Below are 13,855 nucleotides of genomic sequence, written 5' to 3'. Positions count from 1 at the left end.
CACCCTTTTATTTATTTTTAGGGCGGTTTAGAACGTATTCCATTTTAATATTACAACGCTCGTAAGGGCAGTTTGCTTCTACATTAATTTCAATAAAACCATGTTTCCTATAGATATAGATGGCGTTTTCGAGAATTGTGTTAGAATAGAGAAGTAGTCTGTTGAAGTTTTCTGTCTTTGCAAAATCAATACAATGTTGCATTAGTTTCTGACCAATTTTATGTCCGCGATGTTTGGGTGAGACGGCCATTTTAGTCAGTTCGAAAGCCTCTTGTTTTGGTAATGGCATTAAAGCAACTGTACCCACAACTTTATTATCTAGTAAAGCAAAAAAGATATAGCCCCCTTTGTTTATAATATAGGTTTCAGGTTTAGATAATACTTCTTCATCAAAAGGTTCGACGTAAAAAAAGGTTTTAAGCCATTCTGTATTTAAATTGTAAAATTCTTTCGAATATTCGTTTTTAAAGGGAACAATCTTCATCTTAATTCAAATATGAATTTGCAACAAACAATAAGGTAAATGTGAGCAATGTTATTAAAAGAGTAACAACGTATCTAGATGTGTTCTCGTTTTTGTTCCTGAAATTATCTATTAAAGCCCAAATAGGAATAGCAACTAAGCCTAACAGCGCAGGAATGGTCAATAACTCTCCAATAACTTTGACAATTTGTGTTTCAACTTTAAAATAGTATACACCAATAATAAAGCAGAAATAGACTAAAATACCTAGGTTAAGATTTAATCTTATCTTTTCTATTTTTATACGATTATTCATAGCTATTGGCCCTTATAAAGTCTGTTATGAGATACGTTATCAATTTACCAACTTGGTACTCTTGCTCGCTAGTGGGCGCCGCTTCACATAGGTGTAAATAGGCAACCTGTTTTTGTTTTCCAAAGTAATTTACAAACTGCCTTGCTCTGGTAGTTGAGAATCCACTTGGGGTTTGCGCGCTACTAGGAATATTTTCTATCGCATCACAATCAATTTCTAATCCAAATTCACCTTTAGCGATATGCTCTTTAGCGCGTTTCATTTCTGCTTTAAAAGCTAAATCCTTTCTAATTTCTATAGCCTCAAAAGTTGTGTACTGTAATTTTTTATTTTCTTTTAAAATTTCTAAAATAGTATCCGACGTATAGTTTTCATGTAAACCGAATACAAAATAATTGTTCAGAAACCCTTCTGCGAAAGCATAACTAAAACCATTACCACTGTGACGACCTTCCAGTGCTCTAAAATCTGAATGCGCATCGAAGTTAATAGCATTTATTTTATGCTTTAAAGCGAGAGAAGTTCCTTTAATATTTCCGTAGGCATTATTATGACCGCCTCCAATGAGAATGGGGATTTTACCCGCTTTTACAATAGTGTAAACGGCATCACAAACGCTTTTATCAATTTCGGCTACTACTTTCCTAGCTTTAACACTATATTTTTTAGTATCTTGTTGCCACTTGGATAGTTTTTCTATTTCGGCAGTAAAATCTAAATGGCCCAGAATAAGGACATTTTTAGCAGTATTAAAAGCGTTGTTTTGTGTGTTTAACAAAACTTTAATAGTAGCATCCCAAGTAGCGCAGGCGCCTGGTTTTCCGTAATTTGCAATCACACCAATGTCTTCAGGTAATCCTAAAATAACATACTTGACGTCTAAAAGGTTTAAGTCTTCGTATATATTCTTGGTTATAGAAGACAATACTTTTACGTGTTCACCAAATTTAGATTCTAAAGGACGTTTAGAAATTAAATTTTCAATTTTAGATTGGGTCATTAACACAAGTGTATCCATCACAATTATAAACGGTTATAAAAAAAAATAAATTTACATTTAAAAAAAGAACTAACAAACATTAAATTTAATAAAGAAAAACTTAAATTTCACACTTAAAAATTAACCCTTAAATTTAAATTTTACCTTAAAAACAAAACAATTATGGCAGACAACACAGTAAATACAGGATTAAAAGTCGCTTTAGGAATCGCTATCGCTCTCTTTATTGGAGTAGGGGTCTATTCGGCGTCTTTATATACTGAAAAAAAGGAAAATGAAAAAATATTAGTAGAAGAAAAAACTAAAGTACTGAACGAGTTGACCGAAATGCAAGCGCAATATGACGTAGCATTGAGCGAAAACACTGTAGCCAATCAAAATTTAATTGAAGCTAAGCAACGTATTGATGGTTTAATAGATTCATTAAAAGTATCTGAAACAAACTTAAAAAGTTTATGGAGCTATAAGAAAAAATATTTAGCGCTACAGAAAGAAATGACTGCTGTTTTAGCACAGAATGATCAATTAAAAGTTGAAAACCAATCATTAGCAACGAGTTTGGATAGCACTAAAATACAGTTAGATGAACGTAAAATGTTCACGGACTCCTTATTAGTACAAAACACGACTTTAGCTGATGTCGTTGAAAGCGCCTCTACTTTAAATACGAATACCTTAACAATAACAGGAGTTATTGAGCGTAGTTCTGGAAAACAAATCCCTACTGATCGCGCAAGACGTAGTGATAAACTTAAGATTTGTTTTACGGTTGCTAAAAATAAGTTAGTAGCAGCTGGAGATAAAGAATTGTATGTACAAGTTATTGACCCTAAAAACAACATTTTGGGAGCAAACGAGCAAATTACTTTTGGAGAAGAAACACTTAGCTATAGTGTGATTAGCAAGTTCAATTACGAAAATGAAAGCTTACCAATTTGTGAGTACGTTTCTAGAGCTAGTGAAGATTTTGAAGAAGGAAACTATAAAATTAATGTTTTCAATGGAAAAGAAATCGTTTCGAGTGCAATATATGAATTGAGATAACATTCTTAGATTTAATAAAATATTTAAAAAGACCTGAAGGTATATTTGCTTTCAGGTTTTTTTATGCGCTTAAATGAGATAATATAGGCCTCACGAATTTGCCAAATCGAGTTTAAAGAATGTCCTTTATGTTTGCTCCTTTCATTTTATAAATACCGATATACAAGGCACCTGCGTTTTGTTTATTTTAAAGCACGACAGTTTTTAGAAAAAATGTATGTTGCAGAATAAAACCCCCTTTTTTTTCATGAGAATAGAGTAGAAGTCATTGCTGTCAGTTGTTTTTCCATAAGGTAACAGCTTTAGATAATTACAAAGGATTTTAAAGTTAGTAGTATGAGTTTGTTTGCAAAATTGTATAAAGCGGAAATTACTTATAAAATTAAAGGCATAGTCCATTGATAATAACCTGCTCTATATGGTTTTCTCCAAAAGCATAAGGCAAAAAACTATAACTAGGGACTTCCTTTGTGATTATAATATTTGCTTTTTTTCCTTTGGTAATACTTCCACATACATTACTAATTCCCATGGCATAGGCACCATTTATAGTTGCTGCGTTAATCGCTTCTTCGGGAGTGAGTTTCATTTTAATACAGGCAGTACTCACTACAAAATTCATGTTCCCAGAGGGTGTAGAACCAGGGTTGTAATCAGTTGCCAAGGCTAATGGTAAACCAGCATCAATAATTCTACGACCCGGTGTATAAGGAATACTCAAAAAATAGGAACAGGATGGTAAGGCTACAGGCATGGTGTTACTGCCTTTTAAAGCATCAATGTCCTCCTGGTTTAATTCTTCTAAATGGTCTACACTTAATGCCTTGTATTTTACGGCTAAAGCAACACCACCAAACGCATTAAATTGATTCACATGTATTTTTGGTTGTAAATGAAACGCTTTTGAAGCGGCTAATATTTTTTCGGTATCTTCCAGTGAAAAATAGCCTTTTTCACAAAATACATCCACATAATTAGCTAAGTTTTCTTTTGCTATCTGCGGAAGCATCTCATTGATTATTAAATCTAAATACCCTTGTTTATCATTTTTATACTCTTTTGGTAGTGCATGCGCACCTAAAAAAGTGGCCTTTATTTTAATAGGAAAGTTTTTTTTGATTCGTTTGATAACCCGAAGCATTTTAAGTTCTGCGTCTATAGATAAGCCGTAACCTGATTTTATTTCAAGGGCTCCAGTTCCTAATTGCATCACTTGCTCAACACGCTTTGCGGATTGCTGATAAAGTGTTTCTTCCGAAGTATTTTGAAGGACTTCTGCACTATTTAAAATACCACCCCCGCGATTTGCTATTTCTTCATAGGACAGTCCATTAATTCTATCTACAAACTCTTGTTCTCTATTTCCTGCATATACGATATGTGTATGCGAATCACACCACGCTGGAAGCACTATTTTACCTTTAGCATCGATGGTTTCTGAAGGATTATAATTATGACAATCTTCCATTTTTCCAAAGTCAACAATCGTATCGTCTTCAATAAGAAGATAGGCGTTTTTTATAGTTGGAAGGGTTTTCATGTCATGACCTTCAACTTTTAAAATACCGTGATCACGAATTTGAAGTAACTCTTTAATGTTTTTTATTAGAATAGACATAGTGCACTTTGTAAGTATATTTTAAAGTATAAATTTAGGGACAATATCTTAGAAACAAGGGGTGTTGTATTGGATTAATTGAAGGAATCCGCTAGAATAGGCCACGGTAAGCTCTAAAATACTAGTTATTTGTAGTTTAGTTGAAATTTGTGAGATGAATATTAACAGCCACGCTTATTATAAGAATGATACCAATGAGCGTAATAATCCAATTATTCTTTTTAATGAATAGTGAGGAAACAAAATAAACAATAATAGTGAGGAGTCCAATGATAGCGGGAATCCATTTAATAATAATTGCTGACATTCCTGCGCCCGAATAATCTGCGGTAAAGGCAATAGTACTGCCAATAATTTCAAAAATAAAAATGAGTATTATATTAAATTTCGGATCATTTATTTTGTCTTTCATACTTCAAATATAGAATAAAATGTAAAAATTGAAAAGCTATTTTATTTTGTTTTACAGCGATGAATCTGGCCACCAAAACGAAATTTTAGTATCAAGTACTTGTTATTAATGACTTTCCACTAAATTTCTCAAGATAAACTAACTAACGAATTAGTAAAGCCCAATAGACGACATGTTTATTGGGCTTTTATCTTAATTTATTTCTCTAATTATTTTAAACCACCAACCATGTCTTCTGGTCTTACCCAAGCATCATAATCTTCAGCAGTCACATAGCCTAAATTTATCGCTTCTGTTTTTAAGGTTGTTCCATTTTTGTGAGCTGTATTTGCTATTTCAGCAGCTTTATAATAACCAATTTTGGTGTTTAAAGCAGTAACAAGCATTAAAGAGTTGTTTAGCAATTCTTTAATAACATCGTGATTTGGCTCAATACCAGCAGCACAATGTTCTTCAAAACTGGCACAGGCATCACCTAATAGTTGTGCAGATTGTAAAATGTTACTTGCCATCATAGGCTTAAATACATTTAATTCATAATGTCCTTGTGTGCCTCCAATAGTAATGGCCACATCATTACCCATAACTTGTGCGCATACCATGGTTAAGGCTTCGCATTGCGTTGGATTTACTTTTCCAGGCATAATTGAACTTCCAGGCTCATTCGCAGGAATAATGATCTCTCCAATACCAGAACGTGGTCCTGAAGCCATCATTCTAATGTCATTAGCTATTTTGTTAAGTGAGACTGCTAATTGTTTTAATGCTCCGTGAGATTCAACAATCGCATCATGAGCTGCTAGCGCTTCAAATTTATTTTCGGCAGTGATGAAAGGCAAGTTGGTGAATTTCGCAATGTATTTTGCAACCAATTCGTCGTAACCTTCGGGTGTGTTTAAACCGGTACCAACGGCAGTTCCTCCTAGAGCTAATTCAGCTAAATGTGGTAATGTATTATTTAAAGCTTTTAAGCCATGGTCGAGTTGTGATACATAACCCGAAAATTCCTGACCTAAAGTCAAAGGCGTAGCATCCATTAAATGCGTTCTACCAATTTTTACTACATCTTTAAAAGCTATTGTTTTATCATGTAAGGTGTTACGTAATTTAATAATATTTGGAATCGTGTTCTTAGCAATCTTATGATAGGCTGCAATATGCATACCCGTTGGAAACGTATCGTTAGAGGATTGCGATTTATTAACATCATCATTAGGCTGAATTGTTTTCTCTCCTTCACCCACCACTTTTCCAGCAATTTGATGTGCTCGGTTTGCAATCACCTCATTCACGTTCATATTAGATTGCGTACCAGAACCGGTTTGCCAGATGACTAATGGAAATTGGTCATCATGTTTACCTTCTAAAATCTCGTCACAGACCTGAGCGATTAAATCTCGTTTTTCTTCTGCTAAAACACCTAATTCACAATTGGTATAAGCGGCTGCTTTTTTAAGATAGGCAAAACCATAAACTACTTCTAAAGGCATAGAAGCTGGTGCCCCAATTTTAAAGTTATTTCTTGAACGCTCTGTTTGTGCGCCCCAAAGCTTATCTGCAGGCACTTGTACGTCACCCATCGTGTCTTTTTCTATTCTGTATTCCATGTGATTTTGGTTATTTAGAGTACAAATTTACAAAATTCAGACCTGTTTTTTGCCTCAAACTATAAAGTAAATCCAACTTTTATTCCTCCCCAATTGGCAGCGCTTACAGAATTGATTTCTCTAGTAATGGTAGTTCTGGTGTATTCAAAATACATTGTTTTTGTTTTTAAAACAATACCATAATTTAACTGACCAGTAAAACGTCTTAGGTCATTAGAGGCAATCGTGTAAGGACTATTCCTGTTAAAAAGACCACCTTGTAAAGAAGCGTCGTAGCCTACAAAAGCCCCTTTTATTTCTGAATAAAAATATAAGCGAAACGCTTTGTTTGACTTTTGAGGCTGATATACTGAATTTATAATGCCTATTTGCGTTGAAGCACCAATTGAAGCACTTGTAAAAAGAGTGCCTAGTTTTAAATTAGCATTAGCTTGCATAGAAAATAGTCTGTTATATTCAAACAGTTGTTTTTCTATGCCTAAGTCGTAATTTAAAACAAGATCATTTTTTATTTGATTTTTCCAACCTCTTGGAATTTTATTACCAGTAGCTTCATGAATACCAACTTGCATTTCTTCTCCAAAAGCACCGGGGCCAATAAGCCCTATATTAAATGATGATGTAACTCTTATTTTGGATGTAGTGTTCGTCGCTATATAAAATGATTTCAAGTAAATTGCAGCTGCAAACGGTCTATCCAAACGTTGAATGTTTGGACTCGCATAATTGTTTGGTGTAAAGCCAATGTGTTCTATAGCTAGACCATACTTCACTTTAGTGTTCACAGTATCACATTTGAAAAATAGTGCATTAATGGGATTCTTTTCAAAATGTGACGAAACCAGTTCAAAATTATAGCCTTGTGTATAATTCTCATCAGTAGCAGCAAAATAATCATTGTCGTAGTTGAATCTAAAATAATCTGTAGCATCAATGTCTCTGTAAGAAACCAAATGATCTATTTTTTGGGAGAACCCAAAAAATGGAACAAACAAAAGGACGAGTAAAGATAAAAGGTTTTTGTGCATGCAAAACATACGCGTTTTTACCCAAGTTGGTTTTTTTTTTAAGAAAGAATGCTGCTTCTTAACAACTCTGTTAATAATTACAAACTTTATATTGTGTAAAAAAACAGTTTAACTTATCTTTGCTGTAGATTTAAAACAAGACACTAGCAATTATGTTCGAATTTGACCAATATTTAGGCTTTTTAGCATTCTTAACCATCTTAACCATAGGTTTTTGGTTGATGATATTTTTATTAACTTTTGTTATTCCTTACTGGATTGGCGGCAGTTTAATTGAGCGTCTTAAAGAAATGAGAGAAGAAAAAAAAGCGAAGCGTAACGAGTAGTTAGCTTTATTTTACGATATAAAAAAGGGGAAATTCAAACTGAATTTCCCCTTTTATTTTTTTTACTCTTTGTACTAAGTGATTTTAAAACCTGGGCTGTTGGCTTTTTTTTTAATGAGTAAGCACTGCTTACTGTTGTAAACAAAAAATTTAGCCTTCAAAACCTTCATCACCACCTCCATAGTCACCACGGCGTTCTTGCTTCTTTTTCTGATTGAATCTATAAGTAAACGATAAATTAAAGCTACGTTCTCTCCATTGAAATTCGCTAAAGGCAGTAAATGTTGGAGTAGTGGTCGTTTGTTGACGTTTTCGACTATTAAACAAATCGTTAACATTAAACGCTATTGATGCACTTTCATTAAACAAATCCTTACTAAAGGCCATCGTTGTTGTAAAAATACCTTCGGTTTGACTTTGTGCATCAGCATTTGGTCCTCTATAATCAAGGTTAGTTTGCCAGTCTACAGCGCCAGGCAAAGTATATTTGTTACTTATTCTAGCAAACCAACTGTTATTAGTGTTGTCTAAGGACAGACCGTTTGGTGTCGTCCCTTTTGTTTCATTTTGGAAAAAGTTAAAGTTACCATTTACCCTCCATTTTCTTGATGGATTATAAGTTAACGTAAATTCAAAACCATAGCGATCTTCTGTAGCTAAATTAATTGGCGTGCGCACAATGATTGGCAATTGCTCTCCATCTACGTTTGCAAATTCACCAGTATCAAAGCTAACAAAGTTAAAACCATCTGTTGCATGTGAATAGTACGCAGAGGAGTTAAACGTGAATTTACCAAACCGCTTGATGTAGCCCAGATCAAATTGTCCAGAGTAGCTTGGATTCAAGTCTGGATTTCCCTGAAAGAAGTTTGTAGCACTGGAAAATGAACGAAACGGATTCAAAAAATAACCTCTTGCTCGTCTCAATCTTCTCGCATAACCTAAAGTTATACTTTCATCTTCTGTAAATTCATAGTTTAGATTTACAGTTGGAAACAAACCTGTAAAATTCTTTTTATTTAAAGATCCAGATGTAGGTTGATCTATTGTAATTCTTGTATTTTCTAATCTTAGCCCTAATAAAAAGGAAAAACTCCCAAATTTACTTCCATATTGGCTATATACAGCATTTACATATTGTTTAAAGTTTAATTGATTTGTTAATCCCGTATCAATCTCTAAGGTGCTAGTGTTCTCATCTAAAGTTTCAACGTCTAAATCAGTAGATGTTGTATCAAAATTCCCTCTATAGCCAGCTTCAAATTGACTATTTTCTCCAATTGGTAACACGTAATCAGATTGCAATAATATTTGACTTTGGTCTTCTAATGTCTTTATATCATTCGTTATAATATTATTTACCTGTATGAGGGAGTTTTGATCTTCCTGACTATCTTCATATTGAAAATCAAAAGTTAACGCATGACCACTATCGCTAAAGTTTTTTTGAAAATTCAACGCATATTGAATGGTTTTGTCTATTTCAGTCTCAGGATCCAGGCGGATTGTGGTAGATAGTAGATTCCGATTACTATCGTAACGTTTTAAAGTGTTTGTGTTTACGTCTTTGTCATCACCGTCTCTATAAAGAATAGAAGTTGTTAAAGATGCGGAATCATTAACATACCATTCTATTCCAAAATTAGAAGTTAATCCTTTTCTTTTTCTGTCATAGGTGTTATTTTCATCCAGAAATTCTCCGGTGGAATTGAATTGAGTGGAAGAGTTTGAGTTTCCAGGCACTTCCCTATAGCTATATCCTGTAGTACTGAAAATATTTAGGTCTCCGGTTCGGTAGTTAATGTTTCCGTTAATTCCTGCGGAAGGATTGTAACCTACATTTGTAGTTATCGCGCCATTAAGACCTTGTAACTTACTTCTACGTAAAATTATATTAATAATTCCCCCCGTTCCTTCTGCGTCATACCTGGCAGATGGAGAAGTGATGACTTCAACACGCTCAATAGATTCCGCAGGAAGTTGTCTTAATGCTTCAGTAGAATTTAAACCGACTAATCCCGAGGGTTTTCCGTTTATTAAAATACGTACGTTGTCATTTCCCCGTAAAGCAACATTACCTTCAACATCTACAGAAACTGACGGTACATTGTCTAAAACATCACTTACCGTACCACCACGAACGGTTAAGTCTTTACCAACATTATATATTTTTTTATCGAGTTTTATTTCTACTGTGGTCGTTTCGGCAATAAGTTCTACACCTTCTAATGCTTCAGCACTTTCTTCTAAATAAATTGTGCCGTAATTTTCATCTTTTGTAATACGCTTATCGCCTAGAGATACCGTTTTGTATCCAATATACTCTATGCTTACGCTATAGTTTCCCGTTTGTACTTGTATGGCGTATTCACCATTTCGATTTGTAATACCACCAGTTATTACTTTTGCATCATTTTTATTATCAAAAATGATGGTAGCGTATTCTAATGGTGCTTTTGATGATTCTTCAAGGATTTTACCAGAAATGGTGACTTCTTCTTGAGTATTTTGAGCAATTAAATTTAAAGAGAAAAATAAAAGAAAAGCGATTGTAATAGTTTTATACATATTTTAAGTTTTGCAATAAGACTGCAAAAATAAAGTATGGTTTAAACGGCTTTGGTTAAATGTATGTTAATTAACAAAGCTTAAAAAGTATTCAAGTCCGTGTTTTACTACAAAATATCAAATATCTTTTTAGGCGGTTTCCCAATTACTGCTCTTTCACCATTTATTATAATGGGACGCTCTATGAGCTGAGGGTGACTAATCATGATATCTATAAGTTCGTCATTTGAAAACTCAATACCAGCGATTATAAGGTGTTTAAATTTTTCAATCCAAAGTTTTTCTTCTGTCCTTATAAGTTCTAATGGAGAGATTTTAAGTAGATTAATTATTTTTATCAGTTTTTCCTTATCAAGTGCTTTGTCGTAATATTTAATGACTTGATGATTGTGTTTACTGGTTTCTAAAATTTCGATGCATTTGTTTGACTCTATAGAATCTGGATTGTGATATATCACTATCATTCGTTAGTTATTTTTATGGGGTTTTGCTAATAATCAGAGAAAGCTAGTTAAGGGTAGCTCTTATTTTTTTCATAGGTTTAAAATTTGTTTTATGGATTCTGGTGGGCGACCAATTACTGCTTTATCTTTATTAGTAACTATTGGTCTTTCAATAAGCTTTGGGTGCTTAACCATCGCATCAACAACCTCTTGAGGGGTTAAATTTAAATGTTTATACTCTTCTTTCCAAATACTTTCATTTTTTCTAACCAAATCAATCGGGTCTATTTCTAGTAGAGTAATGACCTCTGATAATGTTTTAGCTGTAAAATGGTCATTTAAATATTTTATGACTTCAAAGGTCTTGCCTGAGGCTTCTAAAATAGCTAAGCCTTCTCTAGACTTACTGCATCTTGGATTATGGTATATTTTTAACATATTTATTTCCCGAGAAAGCGGGGTGCTTTTTATTTCCATAAAATGGAAATCCTGTTATTACTAATTACAATTCGTTGTCTTTGTCTTGTTGTCCCATCATCATAAGATAGGCTTTCAAAAATGGCGTAATGTCGCCATCCATAACAGCATCTACATTACCAGTTTCATGTGATGAGCGCACATCTTTAACTAATTTATAAGGATGCATGACGTAATTACGAATTTGACTCCCCCATTCAATCTTCATTTTCTCAGCTTCTATATCCTCGCGTTGTGCTAATTGCTTTTGGAGTTCAATTTCATACAATTGCGATTTTAGCATTTGCATTGCACGCGATCTGTTATCATGTTGAGAGCGCGTTTCGCTGCATGATATTTGTATACCAGAAGGTTTGTGGGTTAATTGCACCTTAGTTTCTACTTTGTTTACATTTTGTCCACCAGCACCACTGGAACGTGCGGTAGTAATTTCAATATCAGCTGGATTAATATCTATTTCGATAGAATCGTCAACCAAAGGATACACATAAACAGAAGCAAAACTTGTGTGTCGTTTCGCATTACTATCAAAAGGCGAAATGCGGACTAAGCGATGCACCCCATTTTCACCTTTAAGCCAGCCAAATGCATACAGGCCTTCAATTTCTAAAGTTACTGTTTTTATTCCAGTAACATCGCCTTCTTGTAAGTTAAGCTCTTTGACTTTAAAGCCATTTTTTTCGGCATACATCAAATACATGCGCATAAGCATGCTCGCCCAATCACAGCTTTCTGTACCACCAGCACCAGCTGTAATTTGAAGTACAGCACTAAGTTTGTCGCCTTCATCAGACAGCATGTTTTTGAATTCTAAATCCTCAATGGCAGCAAACGCCTTTTTATAACGCGTTTCTACATCGCTAGCCGTAGCTTCGTCCTCTTTATAAAAGTCGTAAATAACCTCTAAATCTTCGACCAGTGTTTGGGCATTGTTATAATCTTCAACCCATTTTTTTTGCTCCCGTAACGATTTCATTATCGCTTCAGCAGCTTTCGAGTCATTCCAGAAATTGGGATCAAAGGTTTGCTCTTCTTCGTTCTGAATTTCTATACGTTTGGCATCAATGTCAAAGATATTGCCTTAGCTCAGTAAGGCGGTGTGAAAGATCTTTAATTTGATCTGATGTAATCATGGTGTTGTAGTTTAAAACAAAAATAGAATTAATAGCAAGATTTGAAAAGTATTAGGTAGTTATTTTATAGTTTTATGCTTAAATATTTGAATAGGATACGCACCTATTGAAACGGGTGTAAGGTAAAAGTTTGATTAGTAACCTTTAAGAAGTGATTTATAACGAAAAACAATAAAATAAATAGATGATAATAGATTTAAGAAGTGATACCGTAACAAAACCCTCGAAGGGAATGTTAGAAGCCATGCAGCAGGCCAAAGTAGGAGATGATGTTTATAAGGAAGACGCCACTGTAAATGCTTTAGAACAACGTTTAGCGAAGCTGTTTAATAAATCCCATGCCTTATTTTTTCCTAGCGGAACAATGGCTAATCAAACCGCAATTAAATTACATACTAACCCTGGAGATCAGGTGATTTGTGATAAATATGCTCATATTTTTAATTATGAAGGCGGTGGTGCTTCATTTAATAGCGGGGTCTCCTGTAAATTAATAGATGGAGACAGAGGGATGTTTACGGCAGCGCAGGTTGAAGCCGCTATAAATCCCCCGGATTTTTACCATAGCCCGCTAACCACCTTAGTGGAAGTGGAAAATACAACCAATAAAGGCGGGGGCGCCTGTTGGGATTTTAGTGAATTGGTAAAAATTCGTAAGGTTTGTGATACCCATAATTTGGGACTGCATTTAGATGGTGCGCGTTTTTGGAATGCTTTAGTTGCAAAAGAGGAAACGACCCACGATTATGGAAATCTTTTTGATACTATTTCTGTTTGTTTAAGTAAAGGATTAGGGTGTCCGGTAGGTTCTGTGTTGATTGGCGATGAGCCATTAATGAAAAATGCCATTAGAATTAGAAAAATTCTTGGTGGTGGTATGCGACAAGTTGGCTATTTGGCAGCCGCTGGTCTATACGCTTTAGACCATAATATTGAAATTCTAAAAGAGGATCATAAAAAGGCCAAGGAAATTGCATCTGCTATAAAAAATATACCTTATGTAAATAAAGTAGAACCTGTAGAAACAAACATTGTTATTTTTAGCTTGCATGCTGAAGCAAGTGAGAAAAAATTCCTTGAAACACTAAAAAGCAAGAATATTCTTATAAGTAATTTGGGACAAGGAAAACTTAGAATTGTTACACATTTGGATTATAATAATGAGATGCACAATGTCTTTTTAAACTTATTAAGTGCTCTATAAAACAACTTATTTGCTTTATAAATATCTGATTTTTAGGCATTAATGTTATTACTATATTTTTTAGCGTAATTATATGCGCTTCATCGAATTCTTGTCTGTATTTAGTTAATAAAAGGGTAACAGAGTTTGATTCCATCCAATTTTATGCGAAATTAGTAGGAGAGGCTTTAAGTCTCTTTTAGGGTCTTAAACGTTAAAATTAACCATTTAAATCTC

14 protein-coding genes are annotated in these 13,855 nt (G+C 34.1%); 3 read left to right on the top strand and 11 right to left on the bottom strand.

Translation table 11 applies throughout. The features are described 5' to 3' along the window. Positions 1–7 precede the first annotated feature (7 nt). From GQ46_RS02600 to GQ46_RS02590, 3 genes are read right to left on the bottom strand one after another with little or no spacing between them, the layout of a single operon-like run. Positions 8–484 carry a GNAT family N-acetyltransferase gene (locus tag GQ46_RS02600; protein ID WP_197077329.1) on the bottom strand — a complete coding sequence of 159 codons (477 nt, stop codon included), beginning with the start codon at positions 482–484 and terminating at the stop codon, positions 8–10. A gap of 1 nt (position 485) precedes the next feature. After that, positions 486–779, bottom strand: a complete 294-nt coding sequence (locus GQ46_RS02595) for a hypothetical protein (protein ID WP_044398108.1) — start codon at positions 777–779, stop codon at positions 486–488. Next, positions 772–1,797 carry a formimidoylglutamase gene (locus GQ46_RS02590; protein WP_044398106.1) on the bottom strand — a complete coding sequence of 342 codons (1,026 nt, stop codon included), beginning with the start codon at positions 1,795–1,797 and terminating at the stop codon, positions 772–774. Before GQ46_RS02590 ends, GQ46_RS02595 begins: the two co-directional genes overlap by 8 nt. 144 nt (positions 1,798–1,941) lie before the next feature. Between GQ46_RS02590 and GQ46_RS02585 the strand changes: the two genes are divergently transcribed. Continuing rightward, positions 1,942–2,823 (top strand): hypothetical protein, encoded by an 882-nt coding sequence (locus GQ46_RS02585; protein WP_044398104.1) that lies wholly within the window; start codon positions 1,942–1,944, stop codon positions 2,821–2,823. Positions 2,824–3,205: 382 nt separating this feature from the next. On the opposite strand, the gene hutI is transcribed toward GQ46_RS02585, so the two are convergent. The 4 genes from hutI to GQ46_RS02565 form a co-directional block, all read right to left on the bottom strand. After that, positions 3,206–4,441, bottom strand: a complete 1,236-nt coding sequence (gene hutI / locus GQ46_RS02580; protein ID WP_044398102.1) for an imidazolonepropionase — start codon at positions 4,439–4,441, stop codon at positions 3,206–3,208. 136 nt (positions 4,442–4,577) lie between these two features. After that, on the bottom strand, positions 4,578–4,853 hold the full coding sequence (locus GQ46_RS02575) for a hypothetical protein (protein ID WP_044398100.1): 276 nt from the start codon (positions 4,851–4,853) through the stop codon (positions 4,578–4,580). A 209-nt stretch (positions 4,854–5,062) separates the two neighbouring features. Next, positions 5,063–6,460, bottom strand: coding sequence for a class II fumarate hydratase (fumC, locus tag GQ46_RS02570; protein WP_044398098.1), 1,398 nt, complete (start codon positions 6,458–6,460; stop codon positions 5,063–5,065). A gap of 59 nt (positions 6,461–6,519) precedes the next feature. Then, positions 6,520–7,488, bottom strand: a complete 969-nt coding sequence (locus tag GQ46_RS02565) for a lipid A deacylase LpxR family protein (RefSeq protein WP_044398097.1) — start codon at positions 7,486–7,488, stop codon at positions 6,520–6,522. A gap of 152 nt (positions 7,489–7,640) precedes the next feature. On the opposite strand from GQ46_RS02565, the gene GQ46_RS17850 reads away from it, so the two are divergent. Next, on the top strand, positions 7,641–7,814 hold the full coding sequence (locus GQ46_RS17850; RefSeq protein WP_197077328.1) for a hypothetical protein: 174 nt from the start codon (positions 7,641–7,643) through the stop codon (positions 7,812–7,814). 150 nt (positions 7,815–7,964) lie between these two features. Here GQ46_RS17850 and GQ46_RS02560 read toward each other — a convergent pair whose 3' ends face one another. The 4 genes from GQ46_RS02560 to prfB all read right to left on the bottom strand — a co-directional run bounded on the left by GQ46_RS02560 (position 7,965) and on the right by prfB (position 12,435). Continuing rightward, positions 7,965–10,382 (bottom strand): TonB-dependent receptor domain-containing protein, encoded by a 2,418-nt coding sequence (locus tag GQ46_RS02560; RefSeq protein ID WP_044398096.1) that lies wholly within the window; start codon positions 10,380–10,382, stop codon positions 7,965–7,967. Between the two features lie 107 nt (positions 10,383–10,489). Further along, entirely contained in the window at positions 10,490–10,846 is a 357-nt protein-coding gene (locus GQ46_RS02555) for an ArsC/Spx/MgsR family protein (RefSeq protein WP_044398095.1), read from the bottom strand. Positions 10,847–10,915: 69 nt separating this feature from the next. Then, the gene (gene arsC / locus GQ46_RS02550; RefSeq protein ID WP_044404430.1) at positions 10,916–11,263 is read right to left on the bottom strand and encodes an arsenate reductase (glutaredoxin); all 348 of its coding nucleotides are present in this window, start codon (positions 11,261–11,263) and stop codon (positions 10,916–10,918) included. A gap of 64 nt (positions 11,264–11,327) precedes the next feature. Continuing rightward, positions 11,328–12,435, bottom strand: a protein-coding gene (prfB, locus tag GQ46_RS02545) for a peptide chain release factor 2 (protein ID WP_156133075.1) whose coding sequence is annotated in 2 segments (ribosomal slippage) — positions 11,328–12,371 and positions 12,373–12,435 — 1,107 coding nt in all. Because the reading frame shifts where the segments join, the coding sequence is not laid out codon by codon here. 184 nt (positions 12,436–12,619) lie between these two features. Between prfB and GQ46_RS02540 the strand changes: the two genes are divergently transcribed. Then, positions 12,620–13,639: a low specificity L-threonine aldolase gene (locus GQ46_RS02540; RefSeq protein WP_044398093.1), complete on the top strand. Its 1,020-nt coding sequence runs from the start codon at positions 12,620–12,622 to the stop codon at positions 13,637–13,639. The last annotated feature ends 216 nt before the right edge of the window (positions 13,640–13,855 follow it).

Source organism: Lacinutrix sp. Hel_I_90 (genome assembly GCF_000934685.1).
Lineage (GTDB): Bacteria > Bacteroidota > Bacteroidia > Flavobacteriales > Flavobacteriaceae > Lacinutrix.
This window is presented reverse-complemented; position numbering and strand designations above follow the sequence as displayed.

What these genes read in the sequence shown, in the direction of transcription:
- GQ46_RS02600 (WP_197077329.1), bottom strand. Translation starts at nt 484, where the DNA reads ATGAAGATTGTTCCCTTTAAAAACGAATATTCGAAAGAATTTTACAAT.
- GQ46_RS02540 (WP_044398093.1), top strand. Translation starts at nt 12,620, where the DNA reads ATGATAATAGATTTAAGAAGTGATACCGTAACAAAACCCTCGAAGGGA.
- arsC (WP_044404430.1), bottom strand. Translation starts at nt 11,263, where the DNA reads ATGTTAAAAATATACCATAATCCAAGATGCAGTAAGTCTAGAGAAGGC.
- GQ46_RS02585 (WP_044398104.1), top strand. Translation starts at nt 1,942, where the DNA reads ATGGCAGACAACACAGTAAATACAGGATTAAAAGTCGCTTTAGGAATC.
- GQ46_RS02595 (WP_044398108.1), bottom strand. Translation starts at nt 779, where the DNA reads ATGAATAATCGTATAAAAATAGAAAAGATAAGATTAAATCTTAACCTA.
- fumC (WP_044398098.1), bottom strand. Translation starts at nt 6,460, where the DNA reads ATGGAATACAGAATAGAAAAAGACACGATGGGTGACGTACAAGTGCCT.
- GQ46_RS02590 (WP_044398106.1), bottom strand. Translation starts at nt 1,797, where the DNA reads ATGGATACACTTGTGTTAATGACCCAATCTAAAATTGAAAATTTAATT.
- GQ46_RS17850 (WP_197077328.1), top strand. Translation starts at nt 7,641, where the DNA reads ATGTTCGAATTTGACCAATATTTAGGCTTTTTAGCATTCTTAACCATC.
- GQ46_RS02560 (WP_044398096.1), bottom strand. Translation starts at nt 10,382, where the DNA reads ATGTATAAAACTATTACAATCGCTTTTCTTTTATTTTTCTCTTTAAAT.
- GQ46_RS02575 (WP_044398100.1), bottom strand. Translation starts at nt 4,853, where the DNA reads ATGAAAGACAAAATAAATGATCCGAAATTTAATATAATACTCATTTTT.
- hutI (WP_044398102.1), bottom strand. Translation starts at nt 4,441, where the DNA reads ATGTCTATTCTAATAAAAAACATTAAAGAGTTACTTCAAATTCGTGAT.
- GQ46_RS02565 (WP_044398097.1), bottom strand. Translation starts at nt 7,488, where the DNA reads ATGCACAAAAACCTTTTATCTTTACTCGTCCTTTTGTTTGTTCCATTT.
- GQ46_RS02555 (WP_044398095.1), bottom strand. Translation starts at nt 10,846, where the DNA reads ATGATAGTGATATATCACAATCCAGATTCTATAGAGTCAAACAAATGC.